At 72.7% G+C, this 14,955-nt stretch carries 16 protein-coding genes; 5 read left to right on the forward strand and 11 right to left on the reverse strand.

The window, feature by feature from the left end; all coding sequences use genetic code 11:
• Positions 1 to 8: 8 nt before the first annotated feature.
• The 4 genes from CWOE_RS29400 to CWOE_RS29415 are packed head-to-tail and all read right to left on the reverse strand — an operon-like array spanning position 9 to position 4,422.
• Positions 9 to 1,361 carry a hypothetical protein gene (locus tag CWOE_RS29400; protein WP_012937306.1) on the reverse strand — a complete coding sequence of 451 codons (1,353 nt, stop codon included), beginning with the start codon at positions 1,359 to 1,361 and terminating at the stop codon, positions 9 to 11.
• Positions 1,362 to 1,363: 2 nt separating this feature from the next.
• Positions 1,364 to 2,257: a GNAT family N-acetyltransferase gene (locus CWOE_RS29405; RefSeq protein WP_012937307.1), complete on the reverse strand. Its 894-nt coding sequence runs from the start codon at positions 2,255 to 2,257 to the stop codon at positions 1,364 to 1,366.
• Positions 2,257 to 3,921: an acetolactate synthase large subunit gene (locus tag CWOE_RS29410; protein WP_012937308.1), complete on the reverse strand. Its 1,665-nt coding sequence runs from the start codon at positions 3,919 to 3,921 to the stop codon at positions 2,257 to 2,259. The genes CWOE_RS29405 and CWOE_RS29410 overlap by 1 nt, the downstream gene beginning before the upstream one ends.
• A 45-nt stretch (positions 3,922 to 3,966) precedes the next feature.
• The gene (locus tag CWOE_RS29415; RefSeq protein WP_012937309.1) at positions 3,967 to 4,422 is read right to left on the reverse strand and encodes a MaoC family dehydratase; all 456 of its coding nucleotides are present in this window, start codon (positions 4,420 to 4,422) and stop codon (positions 3,967 to 3,969) included.
• Positions 4,423 to 4,513: 91 nt separating this feature from the next.
• Here CWOE_RS29415 and CWOE_RS29420 point away from each other — a divergent pair, with 91 nt between their 5' ends.
• Both CWOE_RS29420 and CWOE_RS29425 read left to right on the forward strand, forming a co-directional pair.
• Entirely contained in the window at positions 4,514 to 5,383 is an 870-nt protein-coding gene (locus CWOE_RS29420) for a 5'-3' exonuclease (protein ID WP_012937310.1), read from the forward strand.
• Between the two features lie 59 nt (positions 5,384 to 5,442).
• Positions 5,443 to 5,916: a hypothetical protein gene (locus CWOE_RS29425; protein WP_012937311.1), complete on the forward strand. Its 474-nt coding sequence runs from the start codon at positions 5,443 to 5,445 to the stop codon at positions 5,914 to 5,916.
• Positions 5,917 to 6,089: 173 nt separating this feature from the next.
• Here CWOE_RS29425 and ychF read toward each other — a convergent pair whose 3' ends face one another.
• From ychF to CWOE_RS29455, 6 genes are read right to left on the reverse strand one after another with little or no spacing between them, the layout of a single operon-like run.
• On the reverse strand, positions 6,090 to 7,169 hold the full coding sequence (gene ychF / locus CWOE_RS29430) for a redox-regulated ATPase YchF (protein WP_012937313.1): 1,080 nt from the start codon (positions 7,167 to 7,169) through the stop codon (positions 6,090 to 6,092).
• Positions 7,166 to 7,669: a phosphatase PAP2 family protein gene (locus CWOE_RS29435; protein WP_041734046.1), complete on the reverse strand. Its 504-nt coding sequence runs from the start codon at positions 7,667 to 7,669 to the stop codon at positions 7,166 to 7,168. The genes ychF and CWOE_RS29435 overlap by 4 nt, the downstream gene beginning before the upstream one ends.
• Before the next feature lie 21 nt (positions 7,670 to 7,690).
• Complete coding sequence (locus tag CWOE_RS29440) at positions 7,691 to 7,912, reverse strand: hypothetical protein (RefSeq protein WP_012937315.1); 222 nt, start codon at positions 7,910 to 7,912, stop codon at positions 7,691 to 7,693.
• Entirely contained in the window at positions 7,912 to 8,322 is a 411-nt protein-coding gene (gene mce / locus CWOE_RS29445; protein ID WP_012937316.1) for a methylmalonyl-CoA epimerase, read from the reverse strand. Before mce ends, CWOE_RS29440 begins: the two co-directional genes overlap by 1 nt.
• 51 nt (positions 8,323 to 8,373) lie before the next feature.
• Complete coding sequence (locus CWOE_RS29450; RefSeq protein WP_012937317.1) at positions 8,374 to 9,456, reverse strand: nicotinate phosphoribosyltransferase; 1,083 nt, start codon at positions 9,454 to 9,456, stop codon at positions 8,374 to 8,376.
• Positions 9,457 to 10,761, reverse strand: coding sequence for a M20/M25/M40 family metallo-hydrolase (locus CWOE_RS29455; protein WP_012937318.1), 1,305 nt, complete (start codon positions 10,759 to 10,761; stop codon positions 9,457 to 9,459). It lies immediately after the preceding gene.
• Between the two features lie 62 nt (positions 10,762 to 10,823).
• Here CWOE_RS29455 and CWOE_RS29460 point away from each other — a divergent pair, with 62 nt between their 5' ends.
• Entirely contained in the window at positions 10,824 to 12,107 is a 1,284-nt protein-coding gene (locus tag CWOE_RS29460; protein WP_012937319.1) for a replication-associated recombination protein A, read from the forward strand.
• Here CWOE_RS29460 and CWOE_RS29465 read toward each other — a convergent pair.
• Positions 12,104 to 12,922 carry an oxygenase MpaB family protein gene (locus CWOE_RS29465; protein WP_012937320.1) on the reverse strand — a complete coding sequence of 273 codons (819 nt, stop codon included), beginning with the start codon at positions 12,920 to 12,922 and terminating at the stop codon, positions 12,104 to 12,106. The two genes, CWOE_RS29460 and CWOE_RS29465, sit on opposite strands and share 4 nt — an antisense overlap.
• Before the next feature lie 85 nt (positions 12,923 to 13,007).
• Between CWOE_RS29465 and CWOE_RS29470 the strand changes: the two genes are divergently transcribed.
• A complete protein-coding gene (locus CWOE_RS29470; protein ID WP_049793452.1) occupies positions 13,008 to 13,745 on the forward strand; it encodes a precorrin-2 dehydrogenase/sirohydrochlorin ferrochelatase family protein in 738 nt (245 codons plus the stop codon).
• A gap of 47 nt (positions 13,746 to 13,792) precedes the next feature.
• Complete coding sequence (locus CWOE_RS31740) at positions 13,793 to 14,953, forward strand: sigma-70 family RNA polymerase sigma factor (protein ID WP_012937322.1); 1,161 nt, start codon at positions 13,793 to 13,795, stop codon at positions 14,951 to 14,953.
• The last annotated feature ends 2 nt before the right edge of the window (positions 14,954 to 14,955 follow it).

Consider the following 14,955-nt stretch of genomic DNA (forward strand, 5'->3'; position numbering starts at 1 on the left):
TCGGGCGCTCACGCGGTCAGTGTCGGCCACAGCGCGTAGGCCGGGTACGGCGGCTCCTGCGGGGCCGCCGTGCCGTCCGGCGCGGTGCGCAGCGGGCCGCGCAGGCTGCTCTGGAAGTGGACGTCGAAGTCGTTGACGAGGTACTGCGTCCACATCCGCACGGGCAGCGCGGCCATCGCGCGCCAGTTCCGCTCCAGCTTCGCCGCCTGCTCGGCGTAGGCGTCGGGGTACTGCGGGTCGGCGGTCTCCGTGGGATCGACGACGTAGTGGTTCGGTCTCGCCGACGCTCTTCTGACGTCGAACTGGTACCCGCCCTCGGTCAGCCAGACGGCGGGGTCGGGCCAGCCGGCCGCGCGCAGCAGCGCGACCGTCTCCTCCGCGCGCCAGCGGCCGCGCGCCGGGCCTTCAGTCTGCGGGCCGTACTTGACGTCGTAGTAGTTGTGCTGGGACCAGCCGACCGGCGTCTCGGGGACCCAGCCGCTCAGGTGGCGCAGGACGTCCGTGGTGAACGTCCGCCACGGGGTGCCGCGGTCGCTGCCGTCCTGCACGACGTCGGCCGTGTTCGGCATCAGCAGCTCCGGCCCGCGCGGCAGTGCGTCGCCGTTGCGGTAGCGCGCCGCGACCGTCGCCGCCGTCCGCATCATCCGCGCGACCGCGGAGGCGATCTCGCCGTCGGGGAGGGTCGTGGAGACCTGCGGCCACCAGGCGAGGTTCGGCTCGTTCATCGGCTGCAGCCAGTCGACGCGCGCGGCGGCCGGGTTGCCGACGGGCGAGCCGTCACGACCGGGTCCAGGCGTCTTCACGCCGCCGGCGTCGGCGTAGCGCGCGCACGTCCATGCGACGAACCACGCCCACGGCCCGTCTTCGCCGAGGTCGTCGGGCAGCCGCGCGTCGTCGGGCAGCCGGCCCTGACCGGGAAGGGCGGACGCCGCGTGGCTCCATGAAGGGAACGACTGGTAGGCGCAGAGCGCGACGCGCCGCCCGTCCGCGTTCGCCAGCGCGATCCGCGCGTCGAGCGCGGCGAGCGCCGCCGCCCCCGGTCCGGCGGGGTCGCCGAGGTCGCGGAACGACTGCGCGAGCGTGAACGGCTCCGGTCTGACCGGCTGCAGCTCGGCCCAGTTGATCCACATCGTGACGACGTCGGTCGGGTGGGCGCCGCCGAGCAGGTACGGCCGCACGCCGTAGCCGTCGTCGTACGGGTTCGCCAGCCCGATCAGCGAGACCGCCTTCAGCATCCGCGCCGGATCGGGCGGCGGGGGAACAGGCGACTGCGCACCCGCGGCGGCGGGCAGCAGCAGCGCGGCGCCGGCGGCACCGGCACCGCGCCGCAGCAGTTCACGCCGGGTGAGCGACGAGGACATCGCTACAGATATGCCCCGCTCGGCAGGAACGGCCGCAGCGTGCCGAGCCGTCCGCGCGTGAAGACCGGGCCGTCCGGCCCGACGGCGAGGCCGGCGCGCAGCAGCACCTCGATCGCCCAGTCCTGCCCGCCCGTGATCCGCTCCGCCATCGCGGTCCCGCGCGCGTCGGCGAGCAGCCGCCACAGCAGCGCCTGCGCCGCCGCCTCGTCGGTCGCGGCGACCGCGATGACGCGGCCCTCGCGGCCGATGGCGTAGCCGCGCTCCTCGCCCGCGCGGCCGGCGAGGTAGAGGCGCGTGTCGGGGACGTCGAGCAGCTGCACGATGTGCGCGGCGCGCGTGCCGCCGCGGACCGCGGCGTCGACCGGCTCCGTCCCCACGGCGTCACCGGGACCGGCCGCGCGCACGAGCGCGTCGAGCCCGGCCGGGATCGCTGCGCGGTCGACCGGGCCGGAGGCGGCCATCGCCGGCCGCAGGTCGAAGCCTGCGCCGGCGTAGACGCGGATCGCGCGCGGGTCGCTGGAGGAGGCGATCAGCGCGCCGCGACAACCGTCGGCGTGCGTCAGCGAGCGCTGCAGCAGACCGCGGCCGAGGCCTCCGCTCTGCGCCGCGGGCGAGACCGCGAGCAGCGAGAGGACCCAGACGCCGTCGCTGCGCAGCGCGAGCGCGAGGCCGACGACCTCGCCGTCCTCCCGCGCGACCCACGCGCCGCTTTGATCGGTCGCGCGCGCCCGCTCGATCCGCGCTCGCAGGCGCGCGAGACGGCCGTCGACCGACTCGGCGGGCGCCTCCGGCGACGGCGGGATCGTGCTGTTGGCGACCCGCGCGGCCGCGTCCACGTCGCTGGCGCCGAGCAGCGCGAAGCGGGCGTCGCCGGGCGGGGTCCGCCGGGCGCCCATCAGGTCGCGACGGTCTCGGTTCCCAGCTGCTCGGTCAGCGCGACGTCGGGCGAGTAGTCGATCGGCAGCACGATCAACGACGGGACGTCGAGCGTGAGCGCGTGCTGGAAGCGGGCGGCGAAGTCCTCGATCGACTCGGCTCTCCACGCCGGCAGGCCGAACGACTCGGCCAGCATGACGAAGTCCGGGTTGGTGAAGTCGACGCCGAAGTGGCGGCCGAACTTCTTGTCCTGCTTCCAGACGATCGAGCCGTATTGGCGGTTCTCCCAGATCACGTTGACGAACGGCGTTCTGAGCCGGACCGCGGTCTCCAGCTCCTGGCAGTTCATCAGGAAGCCGCCGTCGCCGCTGACCGTGACGACCTTGCGCTCGGGATGGACGAGCTTGGCGCCGATCGCGCTCGGGACGGCGAAGCCCATCCCCGCGAGGCCGTTGGCGATCATCACCGTGTTCGGCTCGTGCGCGGGGAACATCCGCCCGATCCACAGCTTGTGCAGCCCGACGTCGGAGATCAGGATGTCGTCGCGGCCCATCGCCTTGCGGATCTCCAGCAGCGCGCGCGGCGGATGGGCGGGGAAGGCGTCGTCGGTCGCGGCGTCGCCGAGGCGGCCGCGCACCAGCTCGCGCGGCTGCTGCGAGCCGCCGGTGTGGAGCGTGTCGCGGCACTCGTCCGCGAGCCGCGCCAGCACACCGTAGATGTCGCCGATCAGCTCGACGTCGGGCACGAAGTTGGCGTCGATCTCCGCCGGCACCGTGTCGATCACGACGATCTGCTTGTCGCGTCGCGGGTTCCAGTGCTTGGGCGCGTGCTCGACGAGGTCGTAGCCGATCGCGATCACGACGTCGGCGTCCTCGAAGCCGGCGAGCGCGTAGTCGCGCGCCTGCAGGCCGACGGTGCCGAGCGCGTTTGCGGAGTCGGCGTCGACGACGCCCTTCGCCATGAACGTCTCGGCGACCTTGATGCCGGTCGCGCGGCTGAACTCGCGCAGTGCCGGGGCGGCGCCGCCGCGCACGACGCCGTTGCCGGCGAGCGCGACCGGCTTCTTCGCGGCGCGGATGATCTCGGCGGCCCGCAGCAGGTCGCGAGCGCGCGGCTCGGTGCGGACCGGCTGCTGGCGCGGCAGCGGGCGCGAGGCGGCGACGTCGGCGTCGTCGACCGCCGCGGCCATCACGTCCTCGGGCAGCTCCAGGTGGGTCGCGCCCGGCTTCTCCGCCTCGGCGAGCTTGAACGCCTTGCGCACGACCTCCGGCACGATGTCGGGGCTCGACACGCGCGCGTTCCACTTCACGACCGGTCTGAGGATCTGAACCAGGTCGATGTACTGGTGCGACTCCTTGTGCATCCGCTCGACGTCGGCCTGGCCGGTCAGCGCGACGAGCGGCGCGCGGTCGAGGTAGGCGTCGGCGACGGCGGTGATCAGGTTCGTCGCACCGGGGCCGAGCGTGCCGAGGCAGACGCCGGCGCGGCCGGTGAGGCGGCCGTACATGTCGGCCATGTACGCGCCGCCCTGCTCGTGGCGGACCGGGACGAACTGCACGCTGGAGTCCTCCAGCGACTCGCTCAGGTCGAGCGTCTCCTCGCCGGGAATGCCGAAGACGTACTGGACGCCCTCCGCTTCGAGACACTCGACGAACAGGTCGGAGGCGCGGCGGCGGGCGGGCATCGAGTCAACCTAGCAGCGCCTCCGCCGCAGCCGGCCCGGGCGTTTTCAGCCCGCGTAGATGCGCACCAGCGTCTCCGCGACGCAGACCGGCTTGTCGCCGCCGTCGCGCTCGAACGTCAGCGCGGTTGCCATCTGGATCCCGCCCGGGATGTCGTCGACGGAGGCGATCGCGGCGCGCATGCGGACCCGGCTGCCGACGGGCAGCGGCGCGGGGAAGCGGACCTTGTTGAGGCCGTAGTTGAGCGCGAACGCGACGTTCTCGACCTGGTACAGCGCGTAGGAGAACTTCGGCGCGAGCGAGAGCGTGTAGTAGCCGTGCGCGATCGTGCCGCCGAACGGCGTCTGCGCCGCTCTCTCCGGGTCGACGTGGATCCACTGGTGGTCGCCGGTCGAGTCGGCGAACGCGTCGATCTTCTCCTGCGTGACGTCGTCCCAGTCGCTGACGCCGAGCTCCTGCCCGACCCGCGCCTTGATGTCGTCGATGCCGTTGAGCGTGATCACCGTCGTCGTCTCCTCGTACCCGGTCTGGACGAGCGCAAGGCTAGTTCGCGTCGCCGCATGGCCGCGCCGCTTGGGCGATAGGCTGCCGCGGATGACCGCTCCGCTGCTCGCCGTCGACGCGCCGTCGCTGCTCTACCGCGCGTGGTTCGCACTGCCGGACTCGATCAAGGGCGCCGGCGGGATGCCTGTCAACGCGCTGCTCGGCGCGACGAACGCGATCCTGCGGATCGTCGCCGACCGCGGCCCGCGCGCGGTCGTGATCTGCAACGGCGCGGAGGCGGCGAGATACCGCGTCGAGCGCTACGCCGGCTATCACGCCGACCGGCCGCCGGTCCCGGACGGGCTCGCGGCGCAGTTCGCCCGCGCGGGAGAGCTGTTCGAGGGCTTCGGCTGGACGCTCGCCGGCAGCGACGAGCTGGAGGCCGACGACCTGCTGCACTCGTTCTCGCTGGCAGAGGTCGAGGCGGGCGGCGGCGCGTTGCTGATGACGGGCGACCGCGACATGTTCCAGTGCGCGACCGACACGGTGACGGTGCTCTATCTCAAGACCGGCGTCAGAGGGTTCGAGGAGATGACGCCGGCGGCCGTGGAGCAGCGCTACGGCATCCCCCCGGCGCTGGTGCCCGACTTCATCGCGCTGCGTGGCGACCCGTCGGACGGGCTGCCGGGCGCGAGAGGGATCGGCGAGAAGGGCGCGGCCGACCTGCTGCGCCGCCACGGCTCGCTGGAGGCCGCGCTCGCCGCGCCTGACGGCGAGAAGCCGCGCGTCGCCACGGCGCTGCGCGAGCAGGCCGGCGAGCTGCGCGACTACCTCGCGATCGCGACGCTCCAGCGCGTCCCCGTCGCCCTCCCCGCCGACCGCCCGCTCGACCTCGCCGGCGGCGCCGACGAGGCCGAGGCGCTCGGCATGAACAGACTCGCCAGACGCCTGCGCGACGCAGGCGATCCGTCGCAGCTCTGACGCAGAGTCGACGTCCCTCCGAGCACAAAGGCGCGCTTTCGATCCGTAGCGTTCGGGGCGTGCCCGACACGACGCCCGACGAGTTCGTCTACACCGAAGCGATCCGCGCACTCGGACGTCAGCACGCGACGGCAGCCGAGTTGCGAAACGGCGCGAACCTGCTCATCGCGACCGCCGCGATCACCATCTCGCTGCTTGGTCCTGTGGACCAAGCGGGAACACTGTTCGGTTGGCTGGCGGTCGCAGCCTTCGTCGTGGTGTGTGTGATGGCGTTGGCGGTCATCTGGCCGCATCGCGGCGTCACGGCCATGCCGGAGATCGGGCCGATGGTCATGGATCTGACGCGGGGGTCGGAGGAAAGCGGATCGGTGACCACGAGCGGGATGCGGCGTGAACTCATCATGAGCATGGCATCGCACCAGCACCTGAATGCACAGCGCCTCACACGAGTGTCGCGTGCTTTCCGAACGGGCGCGCTCGTGCTCGTCGTGCAACTGCTGTCGACGGTTGCGGCGCGCGTTCTCGCCTCATAGCGTCCTTCGAATGAGCAGAAATCGCGATCCCGTCGACTGGCCTCCAGAAGCCGAGAAGTATCCGATGCTCGACTATGCCGGACGGCGGGTGACACCTGAGTACCCGTCGTTCTGGCGGTGGATCTGGTCGTTCATAGCCGGGTGACGCCGATGCGCGCGGACGGCGCCGGGCGCTACGGCGTGAACTTGACGGTGATCACGTCGCCGTCCTGCATCACGTAGTCGCGGCCCTCGACTCTGAGCGTGCCGCGCTCTCTCGCCGCGTTGTAGCCGCCGGCGTCGATCAGCTCTCTCCAGCCGATCACCTCGGCGCGGACGAAGCCTCTCTGGATGTCCGAGTGGATCTGGCCTGCGGCGTGCCAGGCGGTGAGCCCTCTGCGCAGGTGCCACGACTGCGCGCGGACGCCGGAGCCGACGGTGAAGAACGCGTTGAGGTTCAGCAGGTCGAACGCGCCGCGGACGATCCGCTGGAGGCCGGACTCGGCGATCCCCAGCTCCTCGCGCATCACGGCCGCTTCCTCGTCGTCGAGCTCGGACAGCTCGGCCTCGATGCGGGAGGAGATCGCGACCGCCTTGGCGGCGTGCGTCGCGGCGTGCTCGGCGATCGCGGCCGGAACCTCGTCGGTGCCCTCGTCGACGTTGGCGACGAACAGGACCGGCTTGGCGGTCAGCGGCTGCAGTTCGCGGATCGCGTTCGGCGCGTCGGCCGGCGGCTCGACGGTGCGCGCCGGTCTCCCGGCCTGGAGCGCCGCGACGAGCTCTCTCAGCCACGCCTCCTCGGCGATCGCGACCTTGTCGCCGCCACGCGCCGCGCGCACGACGCGCGCGTGCCGGCGCTCGGCCTGCTCGAGGTCGGCGAAGATCAGCTCGGTCTCGATCGTGTCGATGTCGGAGAGCGGGTCGACGCGGCCCTCGGGGTGGATCACGTTGTCGTCGTGGTGCGCGCGGACGACGTGGATGATCGCGTCGGTCTCGCGGATGTTCGCGAGGAACTGGTTGCCGAGGCCCTCGCCCTCGTGAGCGCCTCTGACGAGCCCGGCGATGTCGTGGAAGTCGATCGAGTCGGCGACGATCTCGGAGGCGCCGAGCAGCTCCGCGAGCGCGTCGATGCGCTCGTCCTCGACCGGGACGACCGCGACGTTCGGCTCGATCGTCGTGAACGGATAGTTGGCGGCCTCCGCCCCTGCGCGCGTGAGCGCGTTGAAGAGCGAGGACTTGCCCGCGTTCGGCATGCCGACGATCCCGACCTTCATGTGCGTGCTCCCTTGCCGATCGCCGTGCCGAGCGCGGCGCCTATGACGATGTCCGACGGCCAGTGCACGCCGAGGTACAGCCGCGAGCCCGCCATCGCCCACGCCGCGATCCGCAGCGGGCCGGCGGGCAGCAGGCCCGCGTACGCGTGAGCGGCCGCGAACGACGAGGTCGCGTGCGCGCTCGGGAAGCTGAGCTGCGTCGGCGTGTGCATCAGCTGCGGCAGGTCGTCGAGCTGCGGCCGCGGACGGCGGACGGCGAACTTGATCGTCTGGTTGGCGACGTAGGCGACGCCGACGCCGGCGAGCGCTCTGGCCCAGCGACCGCGCCGCGGCCGGTCGAGCACGACGCCGGCCGCGCCGATCGCCAGCCAGCCGGCGGAGTACTGACCCAGCAGGGAGTACGAGCGGACCGCGCGCTCCAGCGCCGGGGTGTGCCCTAGCGTGCGCGTCAGGCGCAGACCGGCGAGGTCGAGCGCCTGCAGCGGGGCCGGGAACCTCACCACGTCAGCACGGAGCGCAGCTCACAGCCCGAAGCCGACGCGCTGCTCGTGCGCGTCGATGCGCACGTACTCGACCTTGGAGAGGTCGAGGAAGATCGAGCCGTCGTCAGACTTCAGGTCGTACCAGCCGCCCTGTCTGTTGCCGAGCACGCCGATCAGGTCGGAGACCTGGTCGGGGGTCGTGCGGACGGGCAGCGTCTGCCCGCGGAAGCCGATCGTGATCCGTTGCTCGTCGCTGGCCATCAGTGTCCCTCCGCGGGTTGGACGATCTCTGTGAGCACGCCGCCGGTGGCCGCAGGGTGCACGAAGGCGACCTTCGAGCCGCGGATGCCGATCCGCGGCGTCTCGTCGATCAGCCGCATGCCCGACGCCTTCAGCGAGGCGAGCACCGCTTCGATGTCCTCCACCTGGTAGGCGACGTGGTGGAGACCGGGGCCCTTCTTCGCCAGGTACTTGCCGACGGGCGTGTCGGGACCGAGCGGGGCGAGCAGCTCGACGTGGCCCTCGCCGACGTCGAGCAGGATCGCCTCGACGCCCTGCTCCTCGACGGTCTCGCGATGGACGACCGGCATGGCCAGTCCGTCGGCGTAGGTCTTCAGCGCTTCGTCGAGGTCCTCGACGGCGACGCCGATGTGATCGATGCGGCCGAGCATGGGGGCGGGAGCATACCGAGCAGCGCCGGCCGGGCCGCCCGCCCCGTCGCGCTACTCGACGCGCTCCAGGCGCGGGTTCGGCGACTCGGCCCGCCCGACCTTCGCGCACGGCCGCCCGTCGACGCGCACGACGTCGCCGGTGTAGTCGTTGGAGCCGCGGATCAGCGACGAGCCGACGCCGTAGGCGTCGACCGGCACGCCGGCCGCCTCGAAGCGGCGGATCCGCTCGGCGTCGAAGCCGCCGGAGGCGACGATCCGCACGTCCGTGCGGCCGGCCGCGTCGAGCGCGGCGCGGACCTTCTCGACCAGACGCGGGTTGACGCCGGTCGGGACGAAGTCGCCCATCTCCTCCCACAGCGAGCGGTCGACGAGCTGCTCGCCGGTGTCGAGCCGCACACCCCAGAGGCGGTCGCCGAGCGCCTCTGCCACCGCCAGCGCGGTCGCGACGGAGTCGTTGTCCCAGTCGACCAGCACGGTCACGTTGACGTCGGGGTGGAAGCGGTCGGCGAACTTCGTCGCGGCGAGCACGGTGTCGCCGCCGTACGCGGCGACAAGGCCGTGCGGGACGGTGCCGATCCCGCGCCCGCCCCACCACGACGCCTGCGCCTCGGTCGAGACGCCGATCGCGCCGGCCACGTGCGCAGCCCAGCCGTCGCCGGTCTGCACGAGCCAGTGGTCGTGGCGGGCGGGGAAGTAGAAGATCTGCTTGCCGCGCGCCGCCTCGACGACCTCGCGGACGTTGCGCATCACGAGCGAGCGGCGCGCGAGCGTGCCGAGGTAGACGGTCTCCAGGTGGGCGAACAGCGTGTAGTCGCCCTCGATCGTCAGGACCGCCTCGCGCGGCGCGATGCGGTCGCCCTCGCGGAGCGCGCGCACCTCCAGCTCGTCCCAGCCGGGGATCCAGGCGCCGTCGGCGGCGCGACGGCCGGAGCAGAGCTTCAGCACCGCGATCGCCTCGTCGATCCCGCCGAGCAGCGAATCGCGCTTCTGGAACACCTGCAGCAGCACGCGCGGGTGCCGGCTGTCGTCTTCGAGCAACCGCTTGGTCGAGACGAAGTACGCGTCCGAGTACCAGCCGTCGCGGATCCGCTCGACCGGGAGCCTGAAGGTGTCCGGATCGAGCCGGTCGCGCATCTATCTCAGCAGTTCCCGTGCGACGTCCCGGTAGAACGTCGCCGCGAAGCCGAGATCGCGCACGTCGATCCGCTCGTTGGCGCTGTGGATCAGCGGCGCGGTCTCGAAACGGCTCTGGTGCATCTGCGGGAAGAAGCCGTAGGCGATGCAGTCGGGGAAGGCGGCGCGGAAGTGCCGCGAGTCGGTGAAGCCGGGCAGGATCAGCGGCACGGTCGCGGCGCCGGGGTCCTGGTTGAGGATCCAGCCGTTGATCGCCTCCCGCAGCCGCGAGCCGATCGGCGAGGCGTTGCCCTCGACCTGCTCGTCGAACGAGATGCGGAAGCCGTCCTCCGGTCCCAGCACCTCGGCGATCGCGCGGCGCACGGCCTGCTGGTCGAGCCCGGGCGGGACACGGCAGTCGACTCTCAGCCGCGCCTCGCTGGGGATCACGTTGACCTTCTCCGAGGCAGAGATGCGCGTCGGCGTGAACGTGACGCCGAACATCGGCTCGAACATCGGGATCAGGCGCGGGTCGACCTGCTCCATCCGCGCCAGCGCGGCGACCGGGTCGTCGGGGTTCTCGCCGAGGCCGCGCAGGAACGCGGCGGGCGCCTCGGTCAGCTCGTAGGACGGCTGGCGCGTCGCGAGCCGCTCCAGGAGCGGCGCCATCTTCAGCAGCGCGTTGTCGCCCATCTTCGGCTGCGACGCGTGGCCGGCGACGCCGTCCGTCGCGATCGTGAAGCGGAAGACGCCCTTCTCGGCGCAGCAGACCCCGTAGCGGCGCTTGCCGCGGTACTCGAAGTACTCGCCGCCACCTTCGTTGAGGAGGTAATCGCAGCGGACCTTGTCCGGGTGGTTCTCCGTCAGCCATTGCGCGCCGAGCGCGCCGCCGGTCTCCTCGTCGACGACGGCGACGACGAGCAGATCGCCCTTCTTCGGCCGCCAGCCGTCGCGCGCGAGCGACGTCGCGGCAGCGATCTCCGCCGCCACCTGCGACTTCATGTCGAGCGCGCCGCGCCCCCACAGGTAACCGTCGGCGACGTCGCCTGACCACGGGTCGTGCTCCCACTCCTCCGGCTTGGCGAGGACGGTGTCGACGTGGCCGAGCAGGCACAGCGTCGGCCCCTCCTGCTCCCCGCGCAGCCGCGCGACGAGGTTCGGCCGCTCCTCCACCGCGCCGAGCAGCTCGCACTCGAAGCCGGCTGCCGTCAGGTGCGCGGCGAGGTACTCCTGGCAGGCGCGCTCGTTGCCGGGCGGGTTGACCGTGTCGAACTGGACGAGCCGCTGCAGCAGCTCCGTGGTGTCGGATTGGAGGTCGGCGGGCATCCGGGGAGCCTATCCCTCGCCGGTTCGCGCGCCACGTCGAGCGCGTCCGCCAGACTGGGGGCATGAGCTCCCTCTTCGAGCCGCCCGACCCGAGCGAGGCGGAGCTGCGCGCGGGCGCGCCGCTGGCGGCGCGGATGCGGCCGCGGACGCTGGAGGAGTACGTCGGGCAGGAGCACCTGCTGCACGACGGCTCCGCGCTGCGGACCGCGATCGAGCAGGGCAGACCGCACTCGATGATCCTCTACGGCCCGCCGGGCGCGGGCAAGACGACGCTCGCGCGGATCGTCGCCTCCAGCGCCGACGCGGTCTTCGAGGAGCTGAGCGCGGTGCAGGTCGGCAGACCGGAGGTGCGCGCGGTGATCGAGCGCGCCGAGCAGCGCCGCCGGATGGGCCGCCAGACGATCTTCTTCCTCGACGAGATCCACCGCTTCAACAAGGCGCAGCAGGACGCGCTGCTGCCCGCCGTCGAGGACGGTCGCCTGACGCTGATCGGCGCGACGACCGAGAACCCCTCCTACGAGGTCAACGGCGCGCTGCTCTCGCGCGCCCGCCTCTACGCGCTGAGAGAGCTGACCGAGGACCATGTCCTGACGCTGCTGCGCCGCGCCGTCGAGCGCCGCGAGTGCGGGCTGGTGAGCGTCGACGACGACGCGCTGGAGCTGCTGGCGGCGCGTTCCGGCGGCGACGCGCGCACCGCGCTGGCGGCGCTGGAGCTGGCCTGCGACACCGCACCGGAGAGCAAGGTGACGCTGGAGCACGCCGAGGACGCGCTGCAGAGACGGATCCTCCACTACGACCGCGCCTCCGACCACCACTACGACACGATCTCGGCGTGGATCAAGGCGACGCGGGGTTCGGACCCCGACGCGTCGCTCTACTACCTCGCGGTGATGCTGGAGGGCGGCGAGGACCCGCGCTTCATCGCGCGGCGGATGGTGATCCTCGCCAGCGAGGACATCGGCAACGCCGACCCGCAGGCGCTCGTCGTCGCCGTCGCCGCGGCCGACGCGGTCCAGCTGATCGGCCTGCCGGAGGGCGCGCACGCGCTCGCGCAGGCGGCGGTGTACCTGTCGCTGGCGCCGAAGTCCAACGCCGCCTACAAGGCGCTCGGCGCGGCCCGCCAGCACGTGCGCGACCGCGGCGCCGCGCCGCCGCCGGTGCCGCTGCGGTCCGGCGGACGCGGCGACGGCTACGACTACCCGCACGACCGTCCCGGCCATGTCTCGCCACAGGAGCTGCTGCCCGACTCCGTCGCGGGGACGCGCTTCTGGAGACCGACCGCGACCGAGAGAGCGCTCGGCGAGCGGCTGGAGCGGATCCGCAGAGCGCGGGGCCGCCAGCCCTAGGCGCGGGCCGCCGCCGGCGACGCACGGCGCACGTAGCGGAAGCGGTGCGGCAGCAGCGGCACGAGCACGCGCTTGGCGTACTCGGCGCCGCCGCGCAGCGCGAGCCCGCGCGCCGGGTCCCACGAGAAGCCGTACTGGCGGCGGATCTGCCTCGGCAGCAGCCCGACCGTGACGAAGTTCGCCAGCTCCAGCAGCGGACGGGTGCGCAGCGGGACCGGCGGGCGCATCACGATCTCGACCGCGACCTCGCGCGCGTGCTCGCCGACGTGCAGGTCACCGCCCGCCAGCATCGCGCGCATGTACTGGTCGAACTCCTCGATCGTCTGCGGCATGTCGCGGTCGCGCAGCCCGAAGAGGCGGCCGAACTCGCGGTAATCGCGCCAGTAGGCGTCGCGCTCGTCACGCGTGAGCGCGCGCACGTAGCGCTGGTAGACGACGAGGCCGGAGTCGACGAGCGTCGCGAGGATCCACAGCAGCAGCGCCGGGTCGCCGGCGGCGTACGGCGTCCCGGCCGGGAAGCGGCCGGCCGGCTCGGTCAGCTTTCCGCGGATCCCGGCGTGGACGCCACGCACGATCGCCGTCACGCGCTCGGCCTCCGCCCGCGGGCCGAAGACGACGAGGTCAACCGCCTCGGCGGTGCGGTGAAGGCGCTCGTACGGCTCGTCCATCGCGCCGGTGTGAGCGAAGAAGCCGGCGAACGCGACCGGGTGCGCGGCCTGCATCAGCAGCGCGCGCGGGCCGGCGAGCGCGACGACCTGCTCGCGGTGCACGCGGCGGATCATCGCATCGTCGTCGAACACCCCGGGAGCAGTCATCCACCGAGAGTACGAAGCCGCGCCCGCTGCGGATGGTTCGGCGGCTGACGCGCCCCCGCTGCGCACGGCGCGTACCCTGTGATGCATGCCAGCACAGGCCTACAGCGGCAAGGAATGCGTCTGCCAGTACCGCAAGGGGATCTGCGACCAGACCTGCGTCCGCGACATGCTCGACACGCCGTTCTACATCGCGTGCCTGAAGTTGAGAGGGCGCCGCAGCCTCGTCGTCGGCGGCGGCGACGTCGGCCTCGAGAAGGTCGAGGGGCTGCTCGCCTGCGACGGCGACGTGACCGTCGTCGCGCCCGACCTCCAGCCCGAGCTGCGCCGGCTCGCGGACGAGGGCTCGATCGAATGGATCGCGCGGAAGTACGAGCCGAGCGATCTCGAGGGCACCTTCATGGTGATCGCGGCGACGAACGACTCCGAGGTCAACATCGGCGTCTACGACGACGCCGAGAAGCGCGCGATGCTCGTCAACGTCGTCGACGTGCCGCCGCTGTGCAACTTCATCCTGCCGGCGATCGTCCGCACCGGCCCGCTCGCGATCGCGATCTCGACGGCCGGCGCCTCGCCGGCGCTGGCGAAGCGGATGAAGCACGAGATCTCGCAGCTGTTCGGCGAGGAGTACGCGCGCCTGGCGATCATCCTCAACGACGCCCGCGGCTGGGCGAAGGCGACGCTGCCGACCTATCAGGACCGCAAGGAGTTCTTCGAGTCGATCGTCAACGGCGCGCCGGACCCGATCGAGCTGATCAGAGCCGGCGACGAGCGCGCCGTGCTCGACATCGTCGCGGCGGCACAGCGGACGCACGCGCCCGCCTGAGCGGGCGGTGTCCGCTTCGGGGGCGGAGATCCGTCTCTAGAGGTGACATGGATCTCGACCTCCTCATCGCCACCCACCGCCGCCCGATCGAGCGCCATCTGCGCCGCTACGTCGGCGATCCCGGGCTTGCCGAGGACCTCGCCCAGGAGGTCTTCCTGCGGGCCTGGCTGCACGCTCCCCGCGACGTGAGCGAGGAGCGCCAGCGCGCCTGGCTCTTCCGCGTCGCGCGCAATGCCGCGATCGACGCGCTGCGCGCCCGTCGTCCGCACGACGACACGTCACTGCTCGACGCCGTGGGCGGCGTCGCGGCGGCGGCTGCCGAGGACCACGACGAGCGGCTCGCGATCGAGGCCGCGCTCGCGCAGCTGCCGGCGCGCGACCGCGCGCTCGTGACGCTCCAGTTCGCCGGCTTCGGCCCGACCGACGCCGCGCGGCTGCTGCAGACGACGCCGGAGGCCGCGCGCAAGCGGCTGACGCGGGCGCGCGAGCGCTTTCGCGTCGTCTACACCGACCAACGCCCGGTCGGCGAGCCGCCGCTGGTGCTGCTCGTCGCGCGCGACACGGACACCGCGCTGTACGAGCGGTGGCTCGGCGCCGCGGAGCTGCGCGTGCGCGTCGTCGCGCCCGCGGACGCGGCGCGCCAGCTCGCGACCGCGCACGCGCTCGTGCTGTCCGGCAGCGAGCGCGACATCCACCCCGCGATGTACGGGCAGCCGGTGCGCAGCGCGACGGATCCCCGTCTCGACGTCGACCGCGCCGACGCCGCGGTGCTGCGCGACGCGCTCGCGACGCGGATGCCGGTGCTCGGGATCTGCCGCGGCCACCAGCTGCTCAACATCGTGCGCGGCGGCACGCTGCACCAGGACCTCAGCGAGCAGTCCAGCGCCGCGGACGGCCACGCGCAGGGGACGCACCGGATCGGCACGCGCGGCAGCACGCTCGCGCGGCGGATCCTCGGCGCGCAGGGCGCGGTGCCGAGCGTCCACCACCAGGCCGTCGCGCGGATCGGGCGCGGTCTCAACGTCGGCGCGATCTCGGCCGACGGCGTCGTCGAGACGATCGAGGATCCGCGGCTGCCGTTCGCGGTCGGCACGCAGTGGCACGCCGAGCTGCCTGAGGCCGGCGAGACCGGCCGGCGGCTGCGCGACGCACTCGCCCAGGCAGCGTTCCGCCATGCGGGCGCCGCGCCGCTGCCCGTCGCGGCCTGACG

The sequence above is a fragment of the Conexibacter woesei DSM 14684 genome, assembly GCF_000025265.1.
Lineage (GTDB): Bacteria > Actinomycetota > Thermoleophilia > Solirubrobacterales > Solirubrobacteraceae > Conexibacter > Conexibacter woesei.